This is a genomic window from Rhizobium sp. NXC24, assembly GCF_002944315.1.
Lineage (GTDB): Bacteria > Pseudomonadota > Alphaproteobacteria > Rhizobiales > Rhizobiaceae > Rhizobium.
The window spans coordinates 1,022,511-1,048,158 of record NZ_CP024311.1 but is presented as its reverse complement, the minus strand read 5'-3'; the positions used below and the strand labels follow the sequence as shown (position 1 = coordinate 1,048,158).

The 25,648-nt window shown below is 56.5% G+C and carries 33 protein-coding genes; 15 read left to right on the top strand and 18 right to left on the bottom strand.

The genetic code is table 11. From position 1 onward, the window contains the following. The 3 genes from cysN (at position 1) to NXC24_RS05225 (ending at position 3,601) form a co-directional block, all read left to right on the top strand. Positions 1-1,485, top strand: coding sequence for a sulfate adenylyltransferase subunit CysN (gene cysN / locus NXC24_RS05240; RefSeq protein WP_104822342.1), 1,485 nt, complete (start codon positions 1-3; stop codon positions 1,483-1,485). Positions 1,486-1,752: 267 nt separating this feature from the next. Then, entirely contained in the window at positions 1,753-2,100 is a 348-nt protein-coding gene (locus NXC24_RS05230) for a hypothetical protein (protein ID WP_104825016.1), read from the top strand. Positions 2,101-2,539: 439 nt separating this feature from the next. After that, a complete protein-coding gene (locus NXC24_RS05225; protein ID WP_104822340.1) occupies positions 2,540-3,601 on the top strand; it encodes a porin in 1,062 nt (353 codons plus the stop codon). A gap of 193 nt (positions 3,602-3,794) precedes the next feature. On the opposite strand, the gene NXC24_RS05220 is transcribed toward NXC24_RS05225, so the two are convergent. Then, on the bottom strand, positions 3,795-4,001 hold the full coding sequence (locus tag NXC24_RS05220) for a hypothetical protein (RefSeq protein WP_158704425.1): 207 nt from the start codon (positions 3,999-4,001) through the stop codon (positions 3,795-3,797). Between the two features lie 159 nt (positions 4,002-4,160). On the opposite strand from NXC24_RS05220, the gene NXC24_RS05215 reads away from it, so the two are divergent. Then, positions 4,161-5,225, top strand: coding sequence for a 3-deoxy-7-phosphoheptulonate synthase (locus tag NXC24_RS05215; RefSeq protein WP_104822338.1), 1,065 nt, complete (start codon positions 4,161-4,163; stop codon positions 5,223-5,225). Between the two features lie 107 nt (positions 5,226-5,332). Here the strand turns inward: NXC24_RS05215 and NXC24_RS05210 are convergent, their stop codons facing one another. Continuing rightward, entirely contained in the window at positions 5,333-6,124 is a 792-nt protein-coding gene (locus tag NXC24_RS05210; protein WP_104825015.1) for a class I SAM-dependent methyltransferase, read from the bottom strand. Between the two features lie 191 nt (positions 6,125-6,315). Here NXC24_RS05210 and NXC24_RS05205 point away from each other — a divergent pair, with 191 nt between their 5' ends. Further along, a complete protein-coding gene (locus tag NXC24_RS05205) occupies positions 6,316-7,206 on the top strand; it encodes a LysR family transcriptional regulator (protein WP_104822337.1) in 891 nt (296 codons plus the stop codon). Here the strand turns inward: NXC24_RS05205 and NXC24_RS05200 are convergent. From NXC24_RS05200 to NXC24_RS35025, 6 genes are all read right to left on the bottom strand, one after another. Then, positions 7,203-7,601 (bottom strand): DUF6314 family protein, encoded by a 399-nt coding sequence (locus NXC24_RS05200; protein WP_104822336.1) that lies wholly within the window; start codon positions 7,599-7,601, stop codon positions 7,203-7,205. The two genes, NXC24_RS05205 and NXC24_RS05200, sit on opposite strands and share 4 nt — an antisense overlap. Before the next feature lie 31 nt (positions 7,602-7,632). Continuing rightward, a complete protein-coding gene (gene msrA / locus NXC24_RS05195) occupies positions 7,633-8,166 on the bottom strand; it encodes a peptide-methionine (S)-S-oxide reductase MsrA (RefSeq protein ID WP_104822335.1) in 534 nt (177 codons plus the stop codon). Next, positions 8,163-8,612, bottom strand: coding sequence for a peptide-methionine (R)-S-oxide reductase MsrB (msrB, locus tag NXC24_RS05190; RefSeq protein WP_104822334.1), 450 nt, complete (start codon positions 8,610-8,612; stop codon positions 8,163-8,165). The genes msrA and msrB overlap by 4 nt, the downstream gene beginning before the upstream one ends. 188 nt (positions 8,613-8,800) lie before the next feature. Continuing rightward, a complete protein-coding gene (locus NXC24_RS05185; protein WP_104822333.1) occupies positions 8,801-9,298 on the bottom strand; it encodes a GAF domain-containing protein in 498 nt (165 codons plus the stop codon). 44 nt (positions 9,299-9,342) lie between these two features. Then, the gene (locus NXC24_RS05180; protein WP_245463967.1) at positions 9,343-10,011 is read right to left on the bottom strand and encodes a pentapeptide repeat-containing protein; all 669 of its coding nucleotides are present in this window, start codon (positions 10,009-10,011) and stop codon (positions 9,343-9,345) included. 1,053 nt (positions 10,012-11,064) lie between these two features. Next, positions 11,065-11,862: a hypothetical protein gene (locus tag NXC24_RS35025; protein WP_158704424.1), complete on the bottom strand. Its 798-nt coding sequence runs from the start codon at positions 11,860-11,862 to the stop codon at positions 11,065-11,067. On the opposite strand from NXC24_RS35025, the gene NXC24_RS05170 reads away from it, so the two are divergent. Together NXC24_RS05170 and NXC24_RS35425 are read left to right on the top strand one after the other, a co-directional pair. Further along, positions 11,821-13,074: a hypothetical protein gene (locus tag NXC24_RS05170; RefSeq protein WP_158704423.1), complete on the top strand. Its 1,254-nt coding sequence runs from the start codon at positions 11,821-11,823 to the stop codon at positions 13,072-13,074. The two genes, NXC24_RS35025 and NXC24_RS05170, sit on opposite strands and share 42 nt — an antisense overlap. Next, positions 13,074-13,751 carry a hypothetical protein gene (locus NXC24_RS35425; RefSeq protein ID WP_199773526.1) on the top strand — a complete coding sequence of 226 codons (678 nt, stop codon included), beginning with the start codon at positions 13,074-13,076 and terminating at the stop codon, positions 13,749-13,751. Before NXC24_RS05170 ends, NXC24_RS35425 begins: the two co-directional genes overlap by 1 nt. A 561-nt stretch (positions 13,752-14,312) precedes the next feature. Here the strand turns inward: NXC24_RS35425 and NXC24_RS05155 are convergent. After that, positions 14,313-14,882 carry a hypothetical protein gene (locus NXC24_RS05155; protein WP_104822328.1) on the bottom strand — a complete coding sequence of 190 codons (570 nt, stop codon included), beginning with the start codon at positions 14,880-14,882 and terminating at the stop codon, positions 14,313-14,315. Between the two features lie 107 nt (positions 14,883-14,989). Beyond that, positions 14,990-15,514, bottom strand: a complete 525-nt coding sequence (locus NXC24_RS05150; protein WP_104822327.1) for a phospholipase D family protein — start codon at positions 15,512-15,514, stop codon at positions 14,990-14,992. 108 nt (positions 15,515-15,622) lie between these two features. On the opposite strand from NXC24_RS05150, the gene NXC24_RS05145 reads away from it, so the two are divergent. After that, the gene (locus NXC24_RS05145) at positions 15,623-16,348 is read left to right on the top strand and encodes a hypothetical protein (protein ID WP_104822326.1); all 726 of its coding nucleotides are present in this window, start codon (positions 15,623-15,625) and stop codon (positions 16,346-16,348) included. A gap of 10 nt (positions 16,349-16,358) precedes the next feature. Next, the gene (locus NXC24_RS05140) at positions 16,359-17,090 is read left to right on the top strand and encodes an SOS response-associated peptidase (protein ID WP_104822325.1); all 732 of its coding nucleotides are present in this window, start codon (positions 16,359-16,361) and stop codon (positions 17,088-17,090) included. A 95-nt stretch (positions 17,091-17,185) separates the two neighbouring features. Here NXC24_RS05140 and NXC24_RS05135 read toward each other — a convergent pair whose 3' ends face one another. Further along, complete coding sequence (locus tag NXC24_RS05135; RefSeq protein ID WP_104822324.1) at positions 17,186-17,545, bottom strand: hypothetical protein; 360 nt, start codon at positions 17,543-17,545, stop codon at positions 17,186-17,188. A 304-nt stretch (positions 17,546-17,849) separates the two neighbouring features. On the opposite strand from NXC24_RS05135, the gene NXC24_RS05130 reads away from it, so the two are divergent. From NXC24_RS05130 to NXC24_RS05115, 4 genes are all read left to right on the top strand, one after another. After that, entirely contained in the window at positions 17,850-18,188 is a 339-nt protein-coding gene (locus NXC24_RS05130) for a hypothetical protein (RefSeq protein WP_158704422.1), read from the top strand. 361 nt (positions 18,189-18,549) lie between these two features. Continuing rightward, entirely contained in the window at positions 18,550-18,903 is a 354-nt protein-coding gene (locus tag NXC24_RS05125; RefSeq protein ID WP_158704421.1) for a hypothetical protein, read from the top strand. Continuing rightward, entirely contained in the window at positions 18,884-19,387 is a 504-nt protein-coding gene (locus NXC24_RS05120) for a helix-turn-helix domain-containing protein (protein WP_104822321.1), read from the top strand. Before NXC24_RS05125 ends, NXC24_RS05120 begins: the two co-directional genes overlap by 20 nt. Before the next feature lies 1 nt (position 19,388). After that, positions 19,389-19,796 (top strand): hypothetical protein, encoded by a 408-nt coding sequence (locus tag NXC24_RS05115; protein ID WP_104822320.1) that lies wholly within the window; start codon positions 19,389-19,391, stop codon positions 19,794-19,796. A 95-nt stretch (positions 19,797-19,891) separates the two neighbouring features. On the opposite strand, the gene NXC24_RS05110 is transcribed toward NXC24_RS05115, so the two are convergent. The 4 genes from NXC24_RS05110 to NXC24_RS05095 all read right to left on the bottom strand — a co-directional run bounded on the left by NXC24_RS05110 (position 19,892) and on the right by NXC24_RS05095 (position 21,546). Continuing rightward, positions 19,892-20,287: a hypothetical protein gene (locus tag NXC24_RS05110; RefSeq protein ID WP_245463934.1), complete on the bottom strand. Its 396-nt coding sequence runs from the start codon at positions 20,285-20,287 to the stop codon at positions 19,892-19,894. Between the two features lie 137 nt (positions 20,288-20,424). Further along, positions 20,425-20,676, bottom strand: a complete 252-nt coding sequence (locus tag NXC24_RS05105; RefSeq protein WP_104822319.1) for a hypothetical protein — start codon at positions 20,674-20,676, stop codon at positions 20,425-20,427. Between the two features lie 12 nt (positions 20,677-20,688). Further along, the gene (locus tag NXC24_RS05100) at positions 20,689-21,024 is read right to left on the bottom strand and encodes a cell wall anchor protein (RefSeq protein WP_199773525.1); all 336 of its coding nucleotides are present in this window, start codon (positions 21,022-21,024) and stop codon (positions 20,689-20,691) included. Positions 21,025-21,054: 30 nt separating this feature from the next. Next, positions 21,055-21,546, bottom strand: coding sequence for a TIGR02594 family protein (locus NXC24_RS05095; RefSeq protein WP_104822318.1), 492 nt, complete (start codon positions 21,544-21,546; stop codon positions 21,055-21,057). 157 nt (positions 21,547-21,703) lie between these two features. On the opposite strand from NXC24_RS05095, the gene NXC24_RS05090 reads away from it, so the two are divergent. After that, positions 21,704-22,198, top strand: coding sequence for a hypothetical protein (locus NXC24_RS05090; RefSeq protein WP_104822317.1), 495 nt, complete (start codon positions 21,704-21,706; stop codon positions 22,196-22,198). A 9-nt stretch (positions 22,199-22,207) separates the two neighbouring features. Beyond that, positions 22,208-22,708 (top strand): hypothetical protein, encoded by a 501-nt coding sequence (locus NXC24_RS05085; protein ID WP_104822316.1) that lies wholly within the window; start codon positions 22,208-22,210, stop codon positions 22,706-22,708. A 319-nt stretch (positions 22,709-23,027) separates the two neighbouring features. On the opposite strand, the gene NXC24_RS05080 is transcribed toward NXC24_RS05085, so the two are convergent. The 3 genes from NXC24_RS05080 to NXC24_RS05070 are packed head-to-tail and all read right to left on the bottom strand — an operon-like array spanning position 23,028 to position 25,647. Further along, a complete protein-coding gene (locus NXC24_RS05080) occupies positions 23,028-23,210 on the bottom strand; it encodes a hypothetical protein (RefSeq protein WP_104822315.1) in 183 nt (60 codons plus the stop codon). Then, positions 23,210-25,303 carry a hypothetical protein gene (locus NXC24_RS05075; RefSeq protein ID WP_104822314.1) on the bottom strand — a complete coding sequence of 698 codons (2,094 nt, stop codon included), beginning with the start codon at positions 25,301-25,303 and terminating at the stop codon, positions 23,210-23,212. The genes NXC24_RS05080 and NXC24_RS05075 overlap by 1 nt, the downstream gene beginning before the upstream one ends. Next, the gene (locus NXC24_RS05070) at positions 25,300-25,647 is read right to left on the bottom strand and encodes a hypothetical protein (protein ID WP_104822313.1); all 348 of its coding nucleotides are present in this window, start codon (positions 25,645-25,647) and stop codon (positions 25,300-25,302) included. Before NXC24_RS05070 ends, NXC24_RS05075 begins: the two co-directional genes overlap by 4 nt. Position 25,648 lies beyond the last annotated feature (1 nt).

The window sequence follows — 25,648 nt, the reverse complement described above, 5'->3', positions numbered from 1 at the left end:
ATGACTGCAGCCGCAACCGCAAACGTCGTCACCCTGCCTGCCGCCGAGCCTGCCAAGGCAGTGCGCGATACGCGTCCGCTTCGCCTGATCACATGCGGCAGCGTCGATGACGGCAAATCCACGCTGATCGGTCGTCTGCTCTGGGACACCAAGGCCGTGAAGGAAGACCAGGCCGCCACGCTGCAGCGCGATTCCACCGGCAAGCAGAACGATCTCGGCCTGCCCGACTTCGCACTTCTGCTCGATGGCCTTCAGGCCGAGCGCGAACAGGGCATCACCATCGATGTCGCCTATCGCTATTTCTCGACCGACAAGCGCTCCTTCATCGTCGCCGACACGCCCGGCCACGAGCAATACACCCGCAACATGGCGACCGGCGCCTCCACCGCCGACCTCGCCGTGCTACTGGTCGATGCGCGCATGGGCATCCTCGAACAGACGCGCCGCCATGCGACCATCGCTTCGCTGCTCGGCATCAAGCAGTTCGTGCTCGCCATCAACAAGATCGACCTGACGAACTACGACCGTGCCGGTTTCGAGAAGATTTCGCATGATTTCCGCGAATTCGCTCTGTCGCTCGGCGTCAAGCAGATCACCGCCATTCCGATGTCGGCGCTGAAGGGTGAAAATGTCGTTTATTCCGGCCAGGCCGCGATGCCCTGGTACACCGGTCCGACGCTGGTCGAGACACTGGAACTCGCCACCGTGCGTTCGGCTCAGGCGGTCGGTTTCCGCCTTTCCGTCCAGCGCGTATCGCGCCCGGGCGAAAGCTTCCGCGGCTATCAGGGCACCGTTGCCGGCGGCTCGGTGAAGCCGGGCGACAGCGTCATGATCCTACCGTCGGGCATGGTCGCCAATGTCTCCAAGATCGTTACCTTCGATCTCGTCCGCAACGCCGCCGTCGCAGGAGACGCGATTACGCTGGTGCTCGACCGCCAGGTGGACGTGTCGCGCGGTGACATGATCGTCGCCATCGACAGCCAGCCGCAATCCGGCCTTGCCTTCGACGCTCAGATCGTCGCGCTGCAGCCGGAGGGCATCGAGCCGGGCAAGCGCTATTGGCTGAAGAGCGGCAGCCGCCGCCAGCGCGTGCAGGTGCAACCCATCGCTCAGCTCGAGCTGAAGACCGGCGCCTGGGCACCGGCACAGTCGCTGTGGATGAATGCCATCGGAAAGGTCCGCCTTTCCTTCGACGAGGCTGCGGTCTTCGACCCCTACGAACAGAACCGCTCGACCGGATCTTTCATCCTGATCGATCCGGACAGCAACAACACGGTCGCCGGCGGTATGATCACCGGTAAGCGCACCGATATCGGCGGCATCCACAAGGATGGCCAACGCGTCCTCCTGTCGCTGCCGGCCGATCTTGCCGACCAGATCATGGCGAGCGAACTCTTCGCCAGTCGCCGCGACGAAACCGAAGTTCGCCGCGTCACCGCCGCGCAAGCTGCGGAGATCTGGGCAAACGCCGCCAGCGATATTTGATCGAAATTAAATTCGTGATGGAAAAGGGGCCGAGTGGCCCCTTTTTTGTGAGAAATGTCGAAAGTTTCTCCATGTGTTGGCGCATTCTCCGCTTAAGAAAGTATGAACGGCAAACGCTTCCGTCTTTCGTCGCGCACAACAATATATTTCTCGAACACACAAAATGTGTGCACCCCAAGATGGCGATCAGAACCCCTGGGAAACGCCAGAGACTGGAGTTTCGCTCCACCATTGTTGTACAATAGGCCCATGATATCTGGTCGGTTTTTGAAAATTATCGCTTGGGGCTACATCGCGGCACTGGTTGCCGTGACCTTTGCGCATCTCAATTGGCAGGCCGAATTTGGCAACCCCTTCAACATGTATCGTGCCGGCGCACTCTGCGTCGCGGGCATGCTGGCGCGACTTGCCTATCCGCAGTCCCCCTCCTTCACCTGCCTGCTGATGATCGGCAGCGTCTCGGTGCTCTGCTTCTCGCATTTCCTGGCAAACGGAAGTTATGGCTCTTCGATGGATATCATCGTCGCCATGACCGGAGCTCTCTGGGGCATCGCGATCGGCGCCATGCTGAGCAGGCTGATATCGCCGACTTCGAAGCGCACCGCGCTCTATTAATTACGTCCTTAATTACCCCGGCGCATTTCGACTTTCATCGCGCGTACAATCCAACTCCCGATGTCGCGGAAGGCGTGGCTTGAGCGCGGCTTTGATCTTCTGCGCGGAATTGCTGGGCGCGCACCCTTCCCCTGCACCTTGTCCGGCGTCGTTTCCCATTCTTTCTACTTCGAAATGATTATTACGCAGGCAATATTATGCCAGCCTTACTATTTGTATTTGCAGATGTTGCTTTCATGCAACTTAAAATGAAAAATCACGAAAACGTCATTCTGAGAAAAATATATCATATTACTTTACAGGAATTCGGTCTTAATAGCGGACAGAAGCGGGTGGGGCCCGTTTCTCCCGAGTCGGGGTTTTTAACAGGGATAGGGTGAGGCACGTCGATTTCTCGGCGCGATGGCCTGTGCCCAATCTATATTGGATTGGAGTTTTTATGAATATCAAGAGCCTTCTTCTCGGCTCCGCTGCTGCGCTTGCAGCAGTTTCCGGCGCTCACGCGGCTGACGCTGTTGTTGCTGCTGAACCGGAGCCGCTCGAATACGTCCGCATCTGCGACGCATACGGCGCTGGCTACTTCTTCATTCCGGGCACCGAAACCTGCCTCAAGATCGGCGGCATGGTCCGCACCGAAGGCAAGTGGTACAACGCCTACAACCCGGCTGACCGTTTTGGTACGCTGTGGCACACCCGCGCTCAGCTGAGCGTCGATACCGCGACCGACACCGAGTTTGGTCCGTTGAAGACCAACACCATCTACCGTTGGGATTGGCAGGAAGGCGGCTCCACGAGCACGAAGCTTCTGTTCGCTAACATCAGCCTCGCTGGCTTCACCATCGGTAAGCTCGACTCGCAGTACAACCTGTACATGGGTTACGCTGGCAACGTCATCAACGACGACGTCGTCTATGACGGCCCGTACGAACTCAACCAGTTGACCTACAACTACGACGCCGGCAACGGCTTCACGGCGGTCATCTCGCTCGAAGATTCCAACTCCGGCGCTGGCGCAACCGGCGTCAACGGCGAAGACAGCTCGGATCACTACGCTCCGGACGTCGTTGCCGGTGCTGGCTACAAGGCTGGCAACTTCGGCTTCAAGGTCGTCGGTGGTTATGACTCCATCGTCGAAGAAGGCGCCATCAAGGCTCGCGCCGATGCCGACTTCGGCGTCTTCAAGGCGTTCATCATGGGCGGCTGGAACACCGACGGCGACAAGCTGAACAAGTACGCCAGCGCGAACGGCGCAGGCCCGGCCAAGGGCATCGGCTGGGGCGACTGGGCTGTTTGGGGCGGCGTCACCGTTCCGTTCAACGACAAGCTGCAGGCTAACGCTCAGGTTGCCTACACCGACTCGAAGATCTTCGCAGCAACCGCCAACCTTCGTTGGAACCCGGTTAAGAACCTCCTGGTTCAGCCGGAAGTTTCCTACACCAACTGGGACTCCATCAACCAGGACCAGTGGGCTGGCGTTCTGCGCTTCCAGCGTAGCTTCTAAGACCTCATTTCTGAGATCTGATCTGACTTGACCCCTGATCGGATGGGGACCGGGCCGACTTCCAGCGAAGCCGGGCCGGTCCTTCCGAGACGGGTTCCGCTCACATTCCTTAATCGCTACCAACCGGATGCATGACATCCGGAGGTAGAATTTTGTGTTCTATATATTATATATAATGTTATTCTTACACTAGCTAAGCTAACCCTTCAATGCCAAGACCGATGGCATTGTTTTGGGAAACTGCCAGCAGAAGGCCGAAGAGCGGCAGCCGGTTCGAAAGCCATGTCGCCAGAGCGAAGAAGCCGCCGCACACGCCAAAGGTTGTGATGATGCGCTTCGAACCTATCAACATCATCGACAAGCCGCTTTTTTTGTCGTAGAGAGGCCGCATGTCATTCACCTGCGCAAATGCCTCGCGATTTTATTCGTACCGCTGCTCTCAGCGGAGGCGGGCCCGTGCGTAGGTAAAATCGACGCAACGACATAGACCCGAACAGCCGCTAGTCCTACCTGGCGGCTTTTTTGTCGGCACGGTATGACCCAAAAAGGAACCGATACCGTGTTGAATTCCACTGATGATTTGCGAATTGTCGAGATCACTGCCCTCACCCCACCCTCCCGTATTTTAGAGGAGATTCCCAGGGATGAGGCCGTCACCACGACGGTGACGGAAGCGCGCAGCGCCGTTCACCGCATCCTGCACAATGACGATGATCGGTTGATCGTCGTGATCGGCCCCTGCTCCATCCACGATCCTGTCGCTGCACGGGACTATGCCACACGCCTGAAGGAACAGCGCGATCGGTTCGCCGACGATCTCGAAATCATCATGCGGGTCTATTTCGAGAAGCCTCGCACGACGGTCGGCTGGAAGGGCCTCATCAACGACCCTCATCTCGACGGAAGCTACCGCATCGAAGAGGGATTGCGCATTGCGAGAAGCCTTTTGATCGATGTCAACGAAATCGGGCTGCCCGCCGGCTGCGAGTTCCTTGATACGATCACGCCGCAATACATCGCCGACTTGGTGAGCTGGGGCGCGATCGGCGCGAGGACGACCGAGAGCCAGGTGCATCGCCAGCTCGCGTCAGGTCTTTCGTGCCCAGTCGGCTTCAAGAACGGCACGAATGGCGACGTAAGGATAGCGCTCGATGCGATCGTGGCGGCCTCGCAGCCGCATCATTTCCCGGCTGTGACCAAGGAAGGCCTTGCGGCGATTGCCTCGACGCGCGGCAACGAGGATTGCCACATCATTCTGCGCGGCGGCAAGCAGCCCAATTTTGACGCGGCCAGTGTGCAGGCAGTATCGGCTCAGGCACTCCAGGCTGGACTTGATGCGCAGATCATCATCGATGCCAGCCATGCCAATAGCAGCAAGAACCCCGAGAATCAGCCGCTGGTCGTCAGCTCGGTCGCGGAGCAGATCTCTGCCGGCAACCGGCACATCAAGGGCATGATGATGGAGAGCAACATCGTCGGCGGCCGCCAGGATCTCGTTCCCGGCAAAGCGCTGGTCTATGGCCAAAGCATCACCGACGGCTGCATTGATTGGCCGACCTCCGTCCGCACATTGGAGGAACTGGCCCGAGCCGCACAAACAAGGCGGCGGATGCCTCGCCAATAGCATTTTCTGATCGGGGATCGTTCGCCAGCCTTGGGAACGGTCCCATCCACCGTTAAGCGTGTCCTCGCCGAATGGCGAGGACAAAAGATTTCCCCTTTTAATCCAGTTCAGGATCGCCCGCCACCGACGATCAGCTTCAGCGACCCCTCGAATTCCGGCTGGGTGCGCAGATGCCTATATTTGGCATCCCATGTACCGTCCTTAAGATCGCGTCCGAGTTCGGCGACGAAGCGCTCGCCGATCGAAGCGTCGACGAAGCTCCAGGCCGAGTTGGCGAGCCGGGCGCCCGGCTCCAGCAGGCGTTCCGGACGTCCGTAATAGGCCTCCCCGAAACCATCAGTGCAATGGAGCGGGATCGGCACGGGAATGACCTCAGCGTTGCCGCCCAATCCTTCGCTGATGGTTGCCATTTGCGGATAGCGGCGCGCCTCTACCGCGATCACTTCGGGTGCGTAATCGACGAGCCAGAAGCGATCGAGCTCGTCGGGATCGGCGGTCAGGATCAGAACGGGACCGCGTGTCACCCGCCGCATCTCGCCAAGTCCGGCCACCAGATCGGACCACTGATGCACGGTGAATGTCGCCATGCAGGCATCGAAACTGTCGTCTGCAAAGGGAAGCTTCTCGGCGGTAGCATCGATGGCGGCGGGCAGATGCGCGGGCCGCTGCGCCCGCATGGACGCAGACGGCTCAACGGCTGTCACCGCGCGATCAACGGGCTCATAAGAGCCGGCGCCGGCACCGAGATTGAGGACGCTGCGGGCATCGCCCAATGCGGCGCGGATAAACGCCGCAATATGTGGATCCGGCTGGCGGTATCTTGCGTAATTCGTGCCGATGACGCCGTAATTTGCGTCACCGGCGCTGCCGTCCTGATGTCGGTTGGCCATGGTCTTCATCCTCGCTTTCTGGCTGTATTCAGCAGCTTCGTTGTTGGTTCGGCACGGCCTTGCGGTTGCCGAAAATGCTCTTGCTTTTCCGAACTTCATTATTCCCTCAACGGGAAATTTAGATTGTAAGCAGGACAAAACATTATGGTGCGCGAGAAGAAAAACGATATGATCGAACAAAAGTTGTTCGGAAATCTCACATGCCCCGCCGCATACCCTCCCTCAACGCATTACGCGCCTTCGAAGCCGCCGGCCGGCATGGGCGGATGACGCTCGCGGCCGATGAGCTGAACGTGACGCATAGCGCCGTCAGCCGTCAGATCCAGCATCTCGAGGATGTGTTGGGCGTGCCACTGTTCGAAGGGCCGAAGAACAAGCTGCGATTGACCGAGGCGGGTTCGACTTTGTTGTCTGGCTTGGTCTCCGCCTTCGATCAGATCGACATGTCGGTGCGGTCGGTTGCGGATATGGAAGACGGATCGCTCGACGTCTCCTGCCCCGGCACCTTCACCATGCGTTGGCTGATCCCGCGGCTTTACCGGTTTCAGGCGGAGTATCCCAATATCGAGGTTCGCCTGACGGCATCGTCCCGCCCCGTCGATTTTATGCGAGACGGATTCGACGTTGCGATCCGGGTCGGTGCCGCACCCTGGCCGCAGGGCGCGGAGGTGATCGCGCTTTTTCCCGAGCAGACAGGCCCGGTTATCTCCCCTTCCCTCGAAAGAACCGTCGCGGAGAATTTTGCCGGCGTTCCGCAGCTTCACACCAGAACCCGCCTTCGCGCCTGGGGCGACTGGCTGTCGCGCTCGGGCGCGCCGGTCGAGGTCGGAACGCGGGTGGAATATGAACATTTCTATTTCATGCTGGAGGCTGCAAGCGCCGGCCTTGGCGTCGGCGTCGCGCCTTGGCCCTATGTGACCGATGACATCCGCTTCGGCCGCCTCGCCGCCCCATTGGGTTTTATCGACAGCGGCCATCATTACGTGGCGCTGCGGCGCGCCCGGCGGAATCGAAAATCGGTCCTGTTCTGCGAATGGCTGCAGAAGGAAGCGCAGGCATTTTTAGCCTCGCATCCCGCACTGCCGAGCTAGGCGCGCCGATAATGAGCGAGGCTCAGATAGTGTTTTCGGGGGCCTTGCACGTGCCACATTTCTGCCCATGCATCCGGCCCGCGAAAGAAAAGGCGACCGCGATATAGATCCGCGCCGCAATGATGAACGACGCGCTGCGAGGCGCTATTTCCGATGCGGATGAATTCGGTGAGGTCGGGGAAGCAGACGGCGACATGTCCAGCCTCGCCACGCAGGCGATAGGTACGGCTGCTCCTGAGCGTCGCATAGTCCATCGTCGTGTCGCCATGTTCTTCGAACTGGTGAGGCGTGACGAACGCCTGACCTTCGAAGAGGATAAGGGAGGCGTTGAGGCGGTCGATGACCTTCCGCCTCACGTCCCATGTGCCGAGATAGTGTCCCAGCCCTTCATCCATGACCGCCTCCGGCGGCCAACGTGTCCGTCATTCAGGACGCCGCGCGCTGGGTAGTGTCAGTGCCGGATTGCCTGATCGGCAATTTCCAGCCGGGGCGGACGAAATGGCAGGTGTAGCCGTTCGGAATACGCTCCAGATAGTCCTGGTGCTCCGGCTCGGCCTCCCAGAAATCGCTTGCCGGCGTGACCTCGGTGACGACCTTGCCCGGCCAGAGACCAGAAGCGTCGACATCGGCGATCGTATCCAAGGCGACCCGCTTCTGCTCGTCGCTGGTATAGAAAATAGCCGAGCGATAGCTCATGCCGACATCGTTGCCCTGGCGGTTGCGCGTGGACGGATCATGGATCTGGAAGAAGAATTCCAGCAGGTCGCGGTAACTGATCTTCTCGGGGTCGAAGACGATCTCGATCGCTTCCGCATGGGTGCCGTGGTTGCGATAGGTCGCATTGCGGACGTCGCCGCCGGTATAGCCGACACGCGTCGAGATGACGCCGTTATAGCGGCGGATGAGGTCCTGCATGCCCCAGAAACAACCGCCGGCGAGAACTGCACGTTCCGTAGTCATCGGATATCCTCCACTTGGTCGAGATAGGCACCATAACCCTCGGCCTCCATCCTGTCGCGATGCACGAAACGAAGGGAGGCGGAATTGATGCAATAGCGCAGGCCGCCGCGATCCTCCGGTCCATCCGGGAAGACATGGCCCAAATGGCTATCGCCATGGATGGAGCGCACTTCGGTGCGCAGCATACCGTGCGAAAGGTCGGTCAGCTCATTGATGTTGGCAGTTTCGATCGGCTTGGTGAAGCTCGGCCAGCCGCAGCCGGAATCGAACTTGTCGGAAGAGGCAAACAGCGGCTCGCCCGATACGATGTCGACATAGATGCCGGGCTGCTTGTTGTTGAGATATTCGCCCGTGCCCGGACGCTCGGTACCGCTTTGCTGCGTCACGCGGTACTGCTCGGGAGACAGCTTCGCTATAGCCTCGGAAGTCTTGCGGTAGTTCTGCATTCCTGTTCTCCTTGCCCTCAGACGCATATTTCGAACTCTACCAGGCACTACGAGAGAACCCTGGATATCGTTACAGACATCGAACTCGATGAGCGTCGCGGGAGTGGTTGCGACGCAGATATAGGTATGGGGCAAGCGATTTGCCATATCGCACACGGCGGCGTGATGTGCCGCCCATCTGGCGGCGATCAGTGATCCCAGTCGCAGGCAGCGGCATAGATCGTCGCCAGCGCCTCGATGCCGGCCTGATCGTCGGTATCGAAGCGGCCGGCGAGCGGGCTATCCAGATCGATGACACCGAAAACATAGCCATCGCGCAACAGCGGCACCACCAGCTCCGAACGGGAGGCGGCATCGCAGGCGATATGGCCTGGGAAAGCATGCACGTCCTCGACAAGAATCGACCGCTCCTCCTCGACCGCCGTCCCGCACACGCCGCGGCCGACCGCGATGCGGACGCAGGCCGGCTTGCCCTGGAACGGCCCGAGCACGAGCTCGTCATCCGACTGCAGGAAATAGAAGCCGGCCCAGTTGAGGTCCGGCAGCATCTGGTAAATCAGCGCTGACGTATTGGCGGCGTTGGCGATCGGATCGGTCTCGCCTTCGAGCAGCGCCTGCAACTGAATGGCAAGTTCACGATAGAATTCGGGTTTGCTGTCGTGTTGGATCGTCTTTTCCGCAAACATCGGATTGCTGCCTTTCGGTTATGTCGTTGCCGGCCGGATCGTACTCAGTCCTTGTCGTCAGGCGGACAGGGCCAGCTTTCCGGCGTTGTTAGCCCTGCGGGCAACTTGGTCGCCTTATCGCCGCAGGCAAGATTGATTTGCTGCTGTTCCAGGCCGGTGGCGGTCGAGAGATCGAGCCCTTCGATACGGGTCAGAAACATGAAGGCGCCGCTAAAGGCGACCGGGCCTTTGATCGTCGCGCCGCTCAGAGCAGCGCGGGAAAGATTGGCCAGAGAAAAATTCGTCCCCGTCAGCACCGCCTTGTCGAAATCGGCACGGCCAAGCTCGGCCTTCTGAAAATCCGCGTTGGTAAGCTGCGCGCCGCCGAATTCGGCCCGCTGCAGCTCGGCACTGGCAAATCTGGCGCCGTTGGCCATGATGTTGCTGAAATCGGATCGGTATGCTTCGATCCTCGAGAAATTCGCCGCATCGGCCCGCGCATTCTTCAACCAAGTGCGCACCAGCGTCGCCTTCTCCAGATTTGCCAATGTGAGATTGGCATTGCTGAGATCGGTGCCGTCGAAATGAGCGCCGACGAGGTTGGCTTTTTGAAGATCACTACCCTGCAGCATGATATTGTTTTTGCTGCATTCGCTCCAATCGAGACCAGGCGAAGCCACATCGCCGCAATCACCGGCCCGTGCCGAATTGTGGGTGCCGGATGCGAGCAGCATCGTCACGGCCAGCGCCAGCCCGGACAGAGCGGCAGCAACCGGCCTGTTCATCGCGGCAACCCAATTCAAAGCCGCGCCGCCGGCATTTCGTCCCCGCCAAGACTGCATCCCTAACCCTCGCTTCGCTTCACCACGCGGGCGCCCCTCCTCAGCATCGAGTCAGCCGTCCCGCTCCAATTCTGTATATAGTGTTTCCTGCAACGAAAAAGCGACCACGCCGCAAAAGCATATCACACGGCGAGCCCTACCGGCAGTTTGTTGCAGCGATAGAAGGCAGCGAGCGGAGGAAAAACAGAACCGGAAAATCCGAGACCAATGCCGCGCCCGAGCGCAAGGCACTGGCGGGGCCGACGGGAGCAAAGCACGCAGCAAAAGAAAAGTGGCCTAGCCAAGGGAAACGGCCAGGCCACCATGGGTGCAGATTGGAGGTCAATCTAATCTAGCAGGCTAATAGTAAGATAGACTTAGTTTTTGTCAATAAGGATGTTGTGGAGGCTTTAGCGGAGTTGATTGGCGCGGCGGAATCGAAAATTACTCCTGCGAATAGAAGCCCTTATCCGCTCGAGATCCATTGGCTTCGCCCATCAGCACAGTGATCTAGGGACACAACAGCGCCTCGCAGTGCTTGTGATCCAGCGATGCAGCCCGATGAGCGTCGGTTTAATACCAGCGTCCGCGACCGTACCAGCCGCCACCCAGCACAAGAAGTATCACGACTATTATGAGAAGTGTGGTGAGATCCATGTACATCTCCTCGGGAGTACCCTTACCATCTCGTTCGCGCCTACGGGCGTCGCTCATCTTGGGACTCTGGACTTTCAACGGAGAAAGAGCGGAGTTAGTTCCAGTCAATGGCCGCCATGGGGAAAATGCGTTGATCGGCACGACCTCAAAGTGGTCATCGCCCGTCGCAAGATTCCTTCGCCCTCCCCGTCCACCTCCGCAAATCCCAATTTGTGGATACAGACAAAAATTGGGCCGCCTGTCGGGGACGATGTGGCGGCCCAGCTGTGGCTACGGGTGCAGCCACGTAGGCGGAAAGTCGCCTAACAATTAGATATTATCAATTAAATTTTTTAATTTCAACCAAACTTTTGAATTAATTAAATTAGCTTTTCGTTGAGTCCGATCCCAAATACTCCGCCCATCCGCCGTCAGCACCGGTTGCAACACCATGCGCAGCAGCAACGGGCGAACATTGGGCAGCCTTGATAAACCGGAGGCGCGGAAGAAATCGGCACCGAAGCCCAAAACGAAAAAAGCCCGCGAATGCGGGCTTTTCAAGCTGGTCGGAGTGGAGTGATTCGAACACTCGACCCCCACGTCCCGAACGGAGAAAGCTTCGCGAAAACCCACCATTTCCGGGGCAGACAAATCTACGTGGTCCCTGTCTGTTCCGGTTCTGTCCATCCAATCGGTCCGCAAGCGGTCCGCGCGGACCATTTGTTCTCGCCTTCTTTCGGTCCGAAGCGGGGTGGCGTCAATATTGATTTTTCTCGGAAAAGGATAATTTACTGGTCGGCGGTTCGATACCGTTGAGGTCCAGCATGCAGTTTTCTGAATTGCCAGACGAAGCGAGGGAAGCCTTTCTGAATTTCGTTCGCGCGCTTGCTCGTCGGCAGGCCCGGATAGATGCTTTTGGCATTGGCCGGCAGCAAGAGCGGCAACCGCTATCTCCTCATCAGGGAAATAACCGACAAGACTAAGCCCTGCCCGAAGTTGTGTGTTGCCGGCAAGTTCGCTCCGATCCTTGACTCTGACGTTATGACTCAGCAGTTTCCCGTCGGCATGTTTGTTTCCGGGAAGCCCATGGACGACATAAAGCGATCCTACAGCCGCGAAGAATTCCATGAACTTGTGTGGTCCACTCCGATTGAAGAACTGGCGAGCCGCTTCGGGGTGACTACCAATCTTCTCATCCGGATCTGCCACAACTATCTCGTACCGGTGCCACCGAAGCGTTATCGAGAAAAGATCGAAGCCGGAGAGACACCGAAAAAGACGTCATTGCGAGCGGTCGAAAATGCCTCGCTGCATATCGTTACAATCGCGCCGCCTCAGGCCAAACCTAGCGTTTATGCTACGACCATTGTTGAGGCGGCGATCGCGGCTAGCGAAGGCAAGGGCCCTCCTGTTGCCAGAAAACCTATTCCGATTTCCAGTCCTCCACGTGAACGCTCCTCTTCCGTGCTGAAGAAGGCCGCAGCAGACCGGAATGAAGAGACCTCGGCGCCTTCCAATTTAGCTACCCCGTCCCCTGTGAAGATACGTCCGGAAGTAGCTGCTTTTATCGCGGAGCTGCGAAGTTTGCGCCCGGATCGCGACGGGTTTGTCTATCTGAAGTATGTCAAAGTTCCGCCAGCAGATCTTACCCGTGTCGCGTCCCTAATCAGCAGTATCGCAGCAGACCTTGCTCCACATGGATTCGTATTCAGCACTGAGGGCCGCATCGGCTTCGCCAAAGAAGGTACTAAGGTCGACTTCGCAATCAATGCCCCGAGAAAGAGGGTGAAAAACACCTCAAAAAATAGCTGGTATACGTTTGATTACCTGCACGTCGGGCGCTTTACCCTAGAGATCTATGGCTGCGCGGCCGGGATTGGCAAAAACTGGGCGGATAGCGATACACGGAAGATCGAGCAATCGTTGCCCAAGATAGTCGAAAGCTTTCGTATCAATTTCGTAGCGGAGAAAGAAAGGGATGAAAAGCGGCGGCGGGAGGAAGAGCTTCGCGCGCATACGGCACGTCGCCGCCAACTTGCGTCGCTTCGCGAGAAACGCGAAGGTGAGAGGCTGGAATTCCTCCGCTGGATCGCTGATGCCCGACGAGAAGTCGATGATTTGCAAGAGACGATTGCGAAGGTACCGAAAACCGGCGATCTGCCACCCGATTACCAACGAATGATTTCCTGGGCAGAAACTCGGCTCGCTGCATTAGAGGCGGAAACATCTGCCGAGCGGATACAGGCCACACTGGTGGAGAGGAAGCTCTATCCGGAACCAGACGATCTATTCGATCCTGAGGGTGATCCACCGCCGAAAACAAACTATTGGGATGATTGATGGTCGATGAGAGTTCAAATCGGCTGCCGTATTGGCCCGCAGCACTCAACAAGAAGATGGCGGCCGCTTACTGTGGATTGTCTTATGAACTATTCACGAGTCTCTGTCTGGTCGCGCCCATCGCATTCACCGGCTCGACGCGAGGCGAGCGATATCTACGACAACGTCTTGATGAATGGCTTTTGTCGTTGGACCCTAACGGCGAAATAGAGGCAGATTCCAACTCGGGGAAAACTCGCCCTCCAAAGGAAAGCCTGGCAACCAGATTGGAGAGAGGTAGGCAAGCTCCTGATCCGGAAGATGGCCCCGGCGGCTATCCCATCGTTGACGATCCATCGCATCCTCTCAAGCAATGGTACGACAAGCTCGGTTTTGACCCTCGGACTATGGGCCAAGAGGACATGAATAGATTGATGGCGCTTGCCGAGGAGAAATGGAAGGCTTCAATCCCCGGCAAACCAATTGGAAAACGCGAAAAATTGGGCCTTGAGAAACTGAGTCAATACGGCGTGAACGGGCGAGTTTCTTGGCGTCAGATCAACGGATGCGGCGACGATACCGTTAGCCGTCTGGAGGCCCGCGGTTTCGTCGGCAGAGATCGTGTCGACAATATCGACTACTTTTGGATTACCGAACAAGGTTTGGAAGCACATAAAGCGCTGCTTCGGCCTGAGTAACCTCTAGGCGAATTCTCGCTGTGTCACGCCATCTGTCACGCGACACACCCCTACCGCCACGATAGGTAGCTCCACAAATTCGTTTGAGGAGCGATATGATGTCGACTTCGATTTTGACTGTCATGACGGTGTGCTCAGGCGCAATCGCGGTGACGCTTATGGTACTGCAGGTTCTGCATTGACGGCTGAACGGGGGAATTGATGAAGGCTTGGGCGGCTATCGCGGGCACGATGTTGATATTAGTGCCGGCGACGTGCTGGGCGACCAATACCCCTTGCAGCGGCCACAAAGGCGGCATTGATCATTGCCAGGGATCGACCTTCATCTGCAACGACGGATCTGTCAGCGCCAGCAAGAAATCATGTGAGGTTTATATGGGCGGCGCCGCCCTCCTCGGATCGACGCCGGCCGATATGGAGCCAACGGCTTCACCAGATTGCTCATGCCGAGGCGGATCATATTGCGTCGGGCCACGCGGCGGCCACTTCTGCCTTACCGACGACGGCCGCAAGAGTTACCTTCGAAGGTAACGTGCACAGAGGCGCAACCGTTCGGCACGACTACTGTTCAATCCGAAAACTGCTGGCGTAGAGGCCCAACCTGGTGCCCCGGCCTTCCACGATGATCCGCATACCAGGTTTGAGGGGCTGCCTAAGATCATCGGGAACACTGCAAAGCTTGTCGTAGAAGAAGGGTAGGTCTCGCAGTTTTATCGGCAATCGGCAGCCCCTGTGACCGTTGCCATGCGCCTCGGCAACCACGAAAGGAAGTTCGACGTCGTGCCCTGCGAATATCGCCGCCACCATCGGACCGCCAAGGACGGCCGGGGCGCTTCCCAAAAAGTAGCCCATTAGTGGCGCAATCAAAATCGCGCCTATCTTTCTTAGCTGCCCTACATTCGTGATTTGCAAACCCTTCAGAACAAGGCAGGGAAATAGAACCGCCGCGACGAGACCAGCAGAAACTCGGAAGGAGGCCGTGGTCCCGACCCAAGCCGTTGATGGCACGAAACCATATCCACCCACTGTTGCTAAGATGGATATGACGCCAAGGAAGAACCAGACCAATAGCAGAATGAAAGTGGGCTTGGCGGCCCAACGTATTGCCTTTGCTTTTATTGCCTCGTTCATCAGTTCACTTAGTCCAGACTCTGCGCCGGACGAAACGTGGCATACCGTTGGTTGTGTTATCAAGGTGCCCTTCGAGATATTTGAACCGAGACAAGGAATATAACCGTTCATCGAAGTGGACCATTGAACGTCCTAGCCACCTTCAGCCGGCTATCCCAGTTCGCCAGGAAATCTCTGGCCACCTCTCGGCTTTCCATGAACGTCACGTTCTCAGCATTTCGTCGTTGCGCTGCAGCCGTGTAATTATACGAGCCGCCTATCACGAGATGCCCGTCGATCACGATAACCTTGTTATGGGCGATTGCCGGCTCGTAATCGATCCAGACCGGAATGCCGGCGGCCTCCAGCAACGTAGCTCCTGAATATTTCCGCTCATTGGTCTTGTCGAGGATCGCCAGGACTTCAACGCCCCTCCCCGCGGCGCTCTGCAGCGCGTGGATGATCGGCAGAGACGTGAAGCCATATGCCTGGACGCGGATGGAGGATTTCGCTCGGTCGATTTCGCCGACGATCAGGCTCTCACATTGCTCGGCTGGCGTGAAGCAGATGAAGACCTTTGCTGCGGCAGGCTGACCGGCATAGAGCGGGCTAGCGCATAGAAGCGCGACAATCGTGGCGACGGCGATTCTCATCTCTTCTCCATAGGAATTTCGAGCCAATCGAGATCACCATTGACTCAAATCAGCGCCGGAACATAATAAGAACCGGCATGCGGCGGCAACAAAAAAACGAGGAATAAAGTGCCCCGCGATCTCTATGCAATGCCACCTTTCGAAAGCCTGAGCTTCGTCGCTTCTATCTGCCTGACACGCCTCAGTCGTGGTACCAGGCGCGATCTTGCCGGTTATGACATCGGCAAACGCCGCAACCTTGCCCCCGTCCCCCACATCGCGCTCGACATGGCCAAAGAGCTGTTGCGCGTAGTGCAGATCTGCAATGGGGATCAACCAGTGCCGGCGGCCGAGATCGCAGCGAAAATCGAGGCGATCTTGCGCGGTATCCCGGATGAAGAAGCCTTTCACCTGGCAAGCATTTCGACGGAAGAGCGAGAAGCCGTGAAGGATCAGATCTCGGAACAAATCCGCGATGCCATCCTTGCCGCCTATACGGTGATGGCGATTGAGCGCGCACCGGAGCCGGCGAAAGCGATCGAGACCAACGGCTGGAAAGGCCACGAGAGCATCACGGCAGACGAAAAGCCGCGCTACAAATGGCGGCACACATGGGCGGGGAAAAAGGGAGACGATTTCGTCGGCTACAAGGACGGCACATGCGTCGGGCGCATATTCCGGCTCGATTATACCCAGCAATGCGAAAAATGGTTCTGGCTGGTCGAGCATGTGCCGCTTGAGCGGTTGGAACGCCAGTGTCCCTCTGGCGGATGGGAATGGGGCGCCAGGGAGGCGGCGTGTCGCGTCGAAAAATGTTATGACGCCATCATGCGACTGAACGGCAAAGGTGTTTAGGGAGAGGCCTATGTGCGGACGCGTATACATCCGATCGTCATTGCGGGAGTTGCTGGACAATTTCGCCTTTGCGGGTCCCGGTGATGTCGAAGGACTGGCGAACCGCTTTCCCCGCTACAACGGCGCACCGCAGCAGGATTACCCGATCATTGTCCGCGAGATTGTGCGAGAGCCGGACGTCATGGGTCCGATCTTTGCATCGGCGCGCTGGGGCTTCATTCCAGCTTGGGCAAAGGACGCGGGCCGGCCGATGATCAATGCCAGGGCCGAAGGGATTTCCACCAGCGGCATGTTCAAGCATTCCTACAAGTCGAAACGCTGCTTGGTGCCGATCAATGGCTTTTTCGAATGGAAGGACATCTACGGGACCGGCAAGAACAAGAAACCTTATGCGATCGCGATGAAATCGGGTGAGCCCTTCGCCCTCGCCGGCATCTGGTCCAGTCGCCGCAATCCGGATACCGGTCTCGACGAGAAGACGTTTGCGATCATCACCTGCGCGCCGAACGAAATGATGGCGCAGATCCATGACCGCATGCCCGTCGTGTTGCATCCGGAAGACTATGAGCGCTGGTTGTCAGCGGAGCCCGATCCCTATGACCTGATGAGGCCGTTCCCGAGCGAGCTGATGACTATGTGGCCGATCGGCAAGGATGTTGGTTCGCCGAAGAACGATAGACCGGATATCATCGAGCCTGTCGACGAGCCGACTGACGACGATCCGGAGCCGACACTGCTGTGAGCGAGGATCTGCAAATCGATACCAGGCCGGCCGCGCCGGTGCTGTCGACCATTGGTGCGGGAAAACCCGGATGAGAATGGACGGATGATAGCGGTTCAGTTCTGGCAGGGAAACGTGTCCTCAAGTGCAAGGAGAAGGTAGCCTTCAAAGCCCCAAGGCCCCAAACGTTGGGTCCAGGCCTTCCTCTTGACGTAGCTCTCAAATATTGCCGCATACCGCTCGCCGTCAATTTTCGTATTGGCAGGAGGACAGTACAGCCGCTTTCCATTTGCTTTCGTCGCCATTTCGTCATTTGCCCAGGAGAGTGCCTCTCCCGCAATGAAAAGCATCTCTTGAAGGTTGGTGTCCGTTCTCGCTTTTGCGGCAAACACGGAGACTGCGGAATTGTCCGTCGCCAAAGCGGGATGGCTTTGAACAGCCAACGCAATGACTGCTAGCGCGAACATTCTCCTCATCGAATCTCCCTTATTGCTATGAAAAGGCCCCCATCCGGTTAGGGACAGGGGCAGAGGTCCATGAAGTGCTCGTTTCAATTGCGGTCGTGGGCACGGCCGACTGTGGAATTAGAACATGAGAATGTCGTGAGCGATATACGCCCTTTGGCCTCGCAATGCCGCCCGTCCGGATAGTACCTTCATCCCGAACTGATGCCTGCAAATGCCTGATCCTTTATGAGGATTGACTAATTATCGCGCTCTGGCAATGTACTCGGATAGGATGAGGAGCCGAGCTTTTTTGCCTTCAGCGCAGGGGGCGTTTATGGCTGACGAAAAAATAGGTGCTTCCGCAGCAGTAAATACTGATTTGTCTGAACGAATTCAGGCTCCTCTTTTATATGCGTCAACGTTTCACGCGTATTGGAGCAGCACCGAATTTAACGTTATCCTGTCGGTCAATTCGCTGGCCCGTTCTCAGCCTACAAATGAAAATCCAAGCGGTTTTCGCGCCGGGATCCAACCTGCAGCGATCCTTGCGATGAGCCCTCAGTCCGCAAAGGATTTGTCACTCCTACTTCAGGACGGTGTGAGGAAATACGAAGACATGTATGGCCCGCTAGAAACGGACTTCGCGCGAATGTCTCGAAATCGCTTCAAGTAAAACATTGTCGAACAGCGGAGACGACGGGTTAACCGCAGGGCTTCTTTGCGGCATGATATTCGCGGCGTTGCTACTTGCAGTGCCGTTTTTTGTTTTGGGAGAGACGGTTGAATTCAATTCATTGCACTTGACTCTCGCGTGCATCCGGATGAATTCGTATTTTCAGAATGAACAGGACATACTGCCGCAGCTAAATTAATCCCTTGTTTACTCGAATGTGTTGACTTATATGGCAACATTAGATCAACTGGTCAAAATGGGAGTTCTCGTACCCGTTCGCGTTCGGTTGCAGAGACACGAGTATGAAGATCGCAGAATATTCGCATTTCCGGGATTTGACGCTTGGCTTCGCGGCCCAGTTATGACAGCGACCCAATTCTATGCTGACGATATTTCGCCGCGCCAACAGGCGTTTGCCATCATTAAGGATTTCATTGCCGGCAAACCGTTCCCCGGACCGCGAATGTTCAAAAGAATGCGCCCTGGGAGCGATGACGTATGGGAAATGCGAACCGCGGATCTACGATTCTTCGGGTGGTTTGCAGCCAAGGATTGCTTTGTGGCGGTCGCGGGCGATTTCTTTGAAACGCTAAAGGAAGACAAATCGCGTTACGAGGCGCATCGCCTGGATGTTCTCGCCAAGCGTATCGCTATTGATCTTGATGAACCAAAGTATCTTAAGGGAGCGAAGGAAAATGACGTCGTATCTGGATGACGACCAAGAGGGGTTATTTGCCCTTGATCCCAAAAGTGAAGCCGTTGCTGTATTCGTGAATGCGGTCGGGACCGAATTGCAAGGGGCCTTCGCGCAGCGTAAACATGACTGTAAGCTCACTCAGCAAGATTTGGCGAAATCCTTGGGCGTAGACCGGTCCAGAATCCATCGCTGCCTCTCGGGTTCAAATAACCTTACGCTGGAATCTGTGGCGGAACTGGCTTGGGCGATGGGCGGTCGACCGGAATTCAAAATCGTGCTTAATGACCTGCCTGAATCAGGATGCAATCATCTTGTAATGTTAACGACAACAAGCCCGGAAACCGCCGATTGGTCATACCGCCATACGCCGGGCGCTGGATCGATCATAGAGCCGGTAACTTGGTCGCCGCCTGGCGTTAATCATGTCCGTGTGACAAAGGCTGCGCAGGCTCGCGAAGAAAAGCTTTCCAACATCCAATCTCTGACTTGCGAAGCTTTTTGAAATGAAGATCCATAGCCTTACGGTATGTGATTTTGTGCGCCGTGAAGACAATGGCAAGTTTATTATTATCGGCGCGTATACCAATGAAATAATATTTAGCTCGCTGCCATCGCCGTTCTTCTTGTCACTTTGGTTCCTGTTGGAACATGAAAAGGTGGGGGTAGACAAAATTGCGCTGCGTGGAGTTCTAGGTGGCCAAGCGGAACCTGTATTTTTCATCGAAGGCGAAGTCGATGTTATTGACACGTCTAACTGGAGTCCTATGGCGCTCGGCACTGGTATCACAATCCTTGAGCCTGGAACGCTGACTATTGATGCTAAGCTCGGCGATGAAGACTGGGAGACGGTTCGTGAACTTCGAATTACGATGGGACCAATATTTTCAACAGGAGGCAGTGGTCCGTCGTAGTACAGCGAACGATCGTTTTAGGTTCCAGAAACCCGCCGAAGCGGGTTTCTTTTTGCGACGACGTCACGGCCACATCTTCGCAATATAACTGCTCTTCACCGCGGATTGCTGCTCTGCCGATCCTGTCGTTGCAGAATTTCGCGAACGACCTTCACGTCGCCGTTCAGCTCGTTGACCGACGACGTGAGATCCTTGATCGAGGCGAGCACCGACCCGACCGACTGCTCGCTTGCCGACATGCGAAAGCCGAGCGTCTTGATATCGCCCTCCGCGGTCGACTGTCGCGTTTCGATCGCCTGCAGACGCTGATCGACACGGGCCGAAGTCGCTTCGGTGAGGACGATGAAGTCCTTGCGCCAGCCCTGCAGGTCCTCGATATCGCGGCTTTTGTTCGCCGTGACCCAGACACCCATGCCGACCGAAGAGGCGATCGACAGAATTCCGACAAGGGTATTGATGTTCGCCCCCATCCTCTTCGCGCGCTCCGGCATTTGCATCTCTTCATCTCCGGTTTCGTCAGCCACTGTCTTTCACGTCTTTCAATGCGGTATGGAGAGGAGGCCGGCACCGATGGCGAGCGCGAGGGTGCCGGCAGTGAGGAAGAACAACGTCAGCAGAACGGCGCTGCTCATTTGTCCACTGGCGGCTGAGGTTTGATGAGGCCGCCGAAGCCATCGCGGACGATGTTGATCAGGATCTTCGACGAACCAAGCACCGCGACAATCGCAGCGGCGTATTTGGGGCTGATCCACGACTGAGAGCATTCGAGAAGCCCCGTTGCCAACTGGGTGCAGCCCGTGGCGATCAGGAATGCCGTGACGGCCGCGAGAACGGCGATCAGGATATTGAGAAGGTTATGGACGGCGTTCGTATTGAACATGGGTGTTTTCCTTTACTGCGCGGCCTTGGCCTGCTGGAGAGCGCTGGAGACGACGGCGTATGCCTGTGCGACCTTCACGACGGCATCAACGACGGTGGTGTGGGAAGGATCGGCGCAGATGGTCTCCACGCCGGCATAGGCTGCAGCTTCCTTGGAAACCGTGCCGGCCTTCAATTTGCCGGTGGCAGCGACCGCGGAGAACGCGACATGGGCAATTTCGATCGCCGAACAGACCTTCGGAAGGTTCTGCTCAATAGCGTTATCGACCTGGCTGGTGGTCTGGCATGCGGAGAGAGAAGCGACGGACAGCATGAGGCTGCCCGCCATCGCGAGATGGAGGATGCGCATGGAGATGGTCCTTTTAGTTGGAGGGGAGGATCAGGCTTCGTTGTTGGAAACGACGCCGTTGGAATTCACGACAGGTAATGCTCCAGTCGGCAGAGGTTCACCGGCTGGCCAACGATAGGAAGTGACCCGAGCAGTCGCGAAAGGCTTGATGTTCACAGCGTCCGACTGATTGCCGCCGAGAACCATGATATTGCCCTGTTGGTCTTTGCCGACGACCAAACCAACGTGGCCTCCCCCTACCCGCTTGAAGGTCACCACGCAGCCAACCGCGGGAGCTTTGAGGGAAACACCCCAATTTTGATAGGACAGCGCAAGGCCCGATCGGGTGGACTTGATGCCGACGCTCTCGAAAACGAAGCCTACGAATCCTGCACACCAGGGCGTGGCATCGTCTCGAAATGGCAGGCCGAGTTTTTCCCACATCTGAACGATTTCGGGATTATTGCCTGATCCAACGACTTCATGGAGGCCGATGTATTTGCGCGCGAAAGCGAGCCACCGGGGCTCGGTTGCTTGGGTCATGATACTGCTCCGATAAAAAAAGGGCCGGCAAAGCGACCGCTATATTTGGCTTAACTAATATTATGTAGCTCGAAAGATTTCTTCGAGAGCCGGCCTTCCCGACGTATAGTTCAACTCACACGGGATATCGGTGGGGGGCAATTCAATGAAAAGGAACATGGTCTTTGCGCTGGCGGCCGCAGCTTTTTTTCTTATGAGTCAGCAACCGTCTTTTTCTCAAGCTGGCGTTTGTAACCGGCAGGGAGACGAAATCGCTACTAAAGTACGAAGTGACGCGGATAAGTGGATTGCCGCGATCGACCCATCTTTGCCGAAGGACGAACAGGACGCTTTCCGTTTGCTATTTTCCAGAAATAGGGACCGGACGCTTGCAGCCGTGAACAAAATGACACGAGAGTGCACTGCTAAATACAAACCCATGCAAGACATGATGGATGGAATTGTTACTTACTACACAGGCGGTCTTTCAAAAATACTCGCGCCGAGAATGACGCATGTAGACGTATCAGAACTACTTAATGGTTACCCTTTAGGTGGCCCAAATGCCTTAATTCCTAAATTTCGCGAAGATATTCTTCGAGGAGACAACGGAACCGTAGCGAACATAATTCGCGATCCGTGGAAATGCTTGAGCTTCCAGCGCAAATGCTAAGGTGTCATCATGAAGCGATTTTTGCTAGCAGTCGTGGCATGTATTTCTATTTCAAACACGGCACTCGCACAGTACGCCGCAGTTTGCAATCGGCAAGCGAACACGATTGGCCAAGGGATCGCAAACGATGTCGCTCGTCGGATAAACGAAGTGTATAGATATGATATACCAGAAGACGAGCGACAAGCTCTGATCCTGCTTCATATCCGCGCTCGTGATCGGGCGTTCGCGGCTGTTGAACAGCTACGAATGCAATGCACAGCGCGATATATCCCCATGCAGAACATGGCCAATTTGGTGGTGAGAACGTATTCCTTGGGCTTGTCGGAGTTCTTACCGCGTCAGATGACTTATGTGGACGTCTCGGAAATTGTGAACGGCCGCCCTTTGGGTGGCCCCAATGCGGCGATTCCAAAAGCGCGCGAAGACGCCCTGCGAAACCTTCATATTGGCGGGGATGCAGCAAAAATCGTCCGCGATCCAAAGCAAATTTTGCCGTGGAATTGGTGACGCGTGCGCTGGCTAGTGCCATCTAAAGCCTTGCCGCCGCGGTAAAGAAATCGTCGATCTGCTGAGCCGTGAAGCCCATGGCTGCAAAGCCTTTCTCCCTCATCGGCGAATAGCGCCGAGTGCCTACCGTGCCAGTAGGCTGACAAGAACGGCCGCCGTGAGCGTCAAGCCGCCGAATATCATGATGAGCAATTTCATCATGTGGCGCATCATTCGTTTGCTTCTAGGGCGCAATTGGTGACCACAGGTTTCGAAAATGCTCAAAGTATATGGCAACTATCCGTTAGAAAAATAGCTGCCAAAATTCTGCTGTCGAAGACTATAATTGGGTCTTCTGCACTTCATCCGCTGCGGCCTTCATGTCGGTCAGCGTCTCAAGTTCGTTGATACGGGACTTTAGGGCCTCAATAGTCTTGTCTTTTGCCGCTATGGCAGATTCGGCCTCAGCAAGGCCGAACATCATCTGACCGATTTTAATTTGAAGTGCAGTTTGAGCATCCATTACGCATAAACCTTCGTGGTTGATGTGATGATAAACGTTTGCTTGCCGCCTGCCGCCAGCGAAAACCCCGCGTTAGTCGAGAGGGCGTTTATTGCGGCGCCGGATGGGGGATACACAAGCAAAGCGTTTGCCCCGGAGTTAATGACGGAAATCAGGGCTCCGATCTTATTTGGCAAGATGACGCCGGCGCCGGACGCTGTGGTCGTGACTTCGTTTACTGTTGAAGTTAGTGCTAACGCGGTACCTTGGGTGGTACCTGTCGCCGTCAGACCGGTAGAAACCTTATTACATAGGATACTTCCGGCGACCAAAGCACCGGTGCCTTTGCCGGATAGAGATAGATCGATGTTGGTGTCGTTACCGGCAGCCGCGAGAGTAACTGGACTATTAGTCACAGAGGCAACAATATTAAGAAAGTTAACTGTAGAACCGTTGCCTTGAACTTTCATTAGAGTGCGGGCGAAGTCTTGCGAAATATTAAGGCCGCCGCTACCCTTCATATCGAGGCCCAAACCACGATTAGCATCTGAGCCTTGTGCGCGGACTGCAGGATCGAACCCTGAATTAGCGCCGCTTATTTTCACGTAATTCGCAAGGTGATTTCCAAGTAAGACGCTTCCTGTGCCTTTGCCGGTTATGAAAGCGTCAATGTTCGCATCCGATACACCATCCGCCTGTAGTCCGATTGAATTACCGGAGGTCTTTGGGTCGATACGAAGAAACTGACCGCGTACGGGCGTCGCACTGAGATAAACTCGTAGGCTTTCGTAGCCTTGCACGCCGCCCAGGCTAGCGTACCCGTTATGCCCTGCCGTGGCGTCTTCCGGATAAATGCCAATTTGATCCCGCGCAAAATACCCCGCATAATTCCCGCTCCCAATAAATATTGGTCGGTTCTTGCCATTGCCAGCCAGCCCAGACCTCAAGGCGTAGTAGCGCCCCAGATTGTTGTCACCGGCGATGGCATAAAGATTGACGTTTTCCTCGTCGCTCCCAGCCACGGACTGTACGCGGAGCGTCGATAGCTGATCGTTGATGTTGCCGCGATATGAAAATGAGACATTCGAGGCATCGCCGGGGGCAGATGCGAGGGTGAGCGTCTTTATGTCGACGAAGGACGACACTGTACACACGACGCCATTGATCTTGAACTCGAAATCGCTGAAGAATAAGGGCACGAATGGATCGCCGGAAACCCATGTGACCATCGTCCCACTGACGTTGCAGATGCCCGAGCCGGTGGTATAGCACCACTGGAAGAACTCAGTGTCAGCGGACGAGAAGGTTACCGCAGAGCCGTCACTCTCTGTCAGGGTGATCGTGTTCGCATCAATAAACGCCGAGACCCTAAACTTCTTTCGCAGGAAGTAGAGGTTGGTTCCCACCCACGATGCATCGAACGCGGAGCCGTCGATACGCGAGATATTGCCGGTGCTAACGACTGCGCTAGCACGCCCCCGGGCAGCAGAATTGTAGATGATGAGTTCGGTTGGGTTGTTGTTCTTGGCCGACTGGATTGAGTTCCAGTTTCCGTGCCCGTCACTTGATATCCAAGACCCCGTGCCACGACTTGCATCACCGCCGCCGATCTGGATTCCGCCTTTGCCATTGCCGTCGAAGTTAGCTTGCTGGCCGACGCCCAGGTAGTTCCCGGCTCGCGTCACGGAACTGATGCCTGGCTGCAGCGCGCCGATTGCAGACGCGAAGGCCGGCCCGTCGACAGAATTTGAGATGCCGCGAACGAAAGCCGATGCCGTGAAGGTGGATGCCTCACCCTCGGTCGTAAAATATACGACCTGATCGGTGCCGGGATTGGCAGCGTCGATCGCCGCCAGCGGTGGACCGATTACCGCATCTTGCACGTTATTGATGATGTTGGTGAAGGACATCGACTGATAATTGTCGATATCAGCGTCCCACACGAGAACGAAAGTCTTGTCCGGATTGGTGACATCCGGGACTTGGACGAGATCGCTATAGTCGGACTTGATGGCCAGGTCGACGCCGCTGCGAACGGCTTTGATGCCATCGGCAGCCGTCACCATGGCCGGATAGCGAGGGACAACGCGCAGGCGCAATGAAGTGGTGCTCATGTTCTGACAATCCCGTCGATGACCGGCACGAAGCCGACAAGCTCCTGCTCTGTGATGTCTTCGCGTGTAATGGTGAGGCCGATCTCATAGGTTCCTGGCGTCAAGCGGCGCATCTCGTCGGCCGTGAAATGCCATTGGACGATGCCGGTTGCGGTCAGTTCGATATGGCCGTCATCCGTGGAAGCCGATAGGATGCGGCATTGTGTCGAGCGTGAACGAAGTTCCAGCGACACGGAAAGGCCCGTGAGATCGGTCAGGACTTCGCTCGTGTCATCGTCGATTAGCTCGATCGTGCCGAACCAATCCGCGCGGTTCGATACCGGAGCAAAGTTCGCTTCGTACATC

What these genes read in the sequence shown, in the direction of transcription:
- cysN (WP_104822342.1), top strand. Translation starts at nt 1, where the DNA reads ATGACTGCAGCCGCAACCGCAAACGTCGTCACCCTGCCTGCCGCCGAG.
- NXC24_RS05225 (WP_104822340.1), top strand. Translation starts at nt 2,540, where the DNA reads ATGAATATCAAGAGCCTTCTTCTCGGCTCCGCTGCTGCGCTTGCAGCA.
- NXC24_RS05210 (WP_104825015.1), bottom strand. Translation starts at nt 6,124, where the DNA reads ATGAAGACCATGGCCAACCGACATCAGGACGGCAGCGCCGGTGACGCA.
- NXC24_RS05205 (WP_104822337.1), top strand. Translation starts at nt 6,316, where the DNA reads ATGCCCCGCCGCATACCCTCCCTCAACGCATTACGCGCCTTCGAAGCC.
- NXC24_RS05200 (WP_104822336.1), bottom strand. Translation starts at nt 7,601, where the DNA reads ATGGATGAAGGGCTGGGACACTATCTCGGCACATGGGACGTGAGGCGG.
- msrA (WP_104822335.1), bottom strand. Translation starts at nt 8,166, where the DNA reads ATGACTACGGAACGTGCAGTTCTCGCCGGCGGTTGTTTCTGGGGCATG.
- msrB (WP_104822334.1), bottom strand. Translation starts at nt 8,612, where the DNA reads ATGCAGAACTACCGCAAGACTTCCGAGGCTATAGCGAAGCTGTCTCCC.
- NXC24_RS05185 (WP_104822333.1), bottom strand. Translation starts at nt 9,298, where the DNA reads ATGTTTGCGGAAAAGACGATCCAACACGACAGCAAACCCGAATTCTAT.
- NXC24_RS05180 (WP_245463967.1), bottom strand. Translation starts at nt 10,011, where the DNA reads ATGCTGCTCGCATCCGGCACCCACAATTCGGCACGGGCCGGTGATTGC.
- NXC24_RS05170 (WP_158704423.1), top strand. Translation starts at nt 11,821, where the DNA reads ATGGACGACATAAAGCGATCCTACAGCCGCGAAGAATTCCATGAACTT.
- NXC24_RS35025 (WP_158704424.1), bottom strand. Translation starts at nt 11,862, where the DNA reads ATGGAATTCTTCGCGGCTGTAGGATCGCTTTATGTCGTCCATGGGCTT.
- NXC24_RS35425 (WP_199773526.1), top strand. Translation starts at nt 13,074, where the DNA reads ATGGTCGATGAGAGTTCAAATCGGCTGCCGTATTGGCCCGCAGCACTC.
- NXC24_RS05155 (WP_104822328.1), bottom strand. Translation starts at nt 14,882, where the DNA reads ATGAACGAGGCAATAAAAGCAAAGGCAATACGTTGGGCCGCCAAGCCC.
- NXC24_RS05150 (WP_104822327.1), bottom strand. Translation starts at nt 15,514, where the DNA reads ATGAGAATCGCCGTCGCCACGATTGTCGCGCTTCTATGCGCTAGCCCG.
- NXC24_RS05140 (WP_104822325.1), top strand. Translation starts at nt 16,359, where the DNA reads ATGTGCGGACGCGTATACATCCGATCGTCATTGCGGGAGTTGCTGGAC.
- NXC24_RS05135 (WP_104822324.1), bottom strand. Translation starts at nt 17,545, where the DNA reads ATGAGGAGAATGTTCGCGCTAGCAGTCATTGCGTTGGCTGTTCAAAGC.
- NXC24_RS05130 (WP_158704422.1), top strand. Translation starts at nt 17,850, where the DNA reads ATGGCTGACGAAAAAATAGGTGCTTCCGCAGCAGTAAATACTGATTTG.
- NXC24_RS05125 (WP_158704421.1), top strand. Translation starts at nt 18,550, where the DNA reads ATGACAGCGACCCAATTCTATGCTGACGATATTTCGCCGCGCCAACAG.
- NXC24_RS05120 (WP_104822321.1), top strand. Translation starts at nt 18,884, where the DNA reads ATGACGTCGTATCTGGATGACGACCAAGAGGGGTTATTTGCCCTTGAT.
- NXC24_RS05115 (WP_104822320.1), top strand. Translation starts at nt 19,389, where the DNA reads ATGAAGATCCATAGCCTTACGGTATGTGATTTTGTGCGCCGTGAAGAC.
- NXC24_RS05110 (WP_245463934.1), bottom strand. Translation starts at nt 20,287, where the DNA reads ATGCCGGAGCGCGCGAAGAGGATGGGGGCGAACATCAATACCCTTGTC.
- NXC24_RS05105 (WP_104822319.1), bottom strand. Translation starts at nt 20,676, where the DNA reads ATGTTCAATACGAACGCCGTCCATAACCTTCTCAATATCCTGATCGCC.
- NXC24_RS05100 (WP_199773525.1), bottom strand. Translation starts at nt 21,024, where the DNA reads ATGCGCATCCTCCATCTCGCGATGGCGGGCAGCCTCATGCTGTCCGTC.
- NXC24_RS05095 (WP_104822318.1), bottom strand. Translation starts at nt 21,546, where the DNA reads ATGACCCAAGCAACCGAGCCCCGGTGGCTCGCTTTCGCGCGCAAATAC.
- NXC24_RS05090 (WP_104822317.1), top strand. Translation starts at nt 21,704, where the DNA reads ATGGTCTTTGCGCTGGCGGCCGCAGCTTTTTTTCTTATGAGTCAGCAA.
- NXC24_RS05085 (WP_104822316.1), top strand. Translation starts at nt 22,208, where the DNA reads ATGAAGCGATTTTTGCTAGCAGTCGTGGCATGTATTTCTATTTCAAAC.
- NXC24_RS05080 (WP_104822315.1), bottom strand. Translation starts at nt 23,210, where the DNA reads ATGGATGCTCAAACTGCACTTCAAATTAAAATCGGTCAGATGATGTTC.
- NXC24_RS05075 (WP_104822314.1), bottom strand. Translation starts at nt 25,303, where the DNA reads ATGAGCACCACTTCATTGCGCCTGCGCGTTGTCCCTCGCTATCCGGCC.
- NXC24_RS05070 (WP_104822313.1), bottom strand. Translation starts at nt 25,647, where the DNA reads ATGTACGAAGCGAACTTTGCTCCGGTATCGAACCGCGCGGATTGGTTC.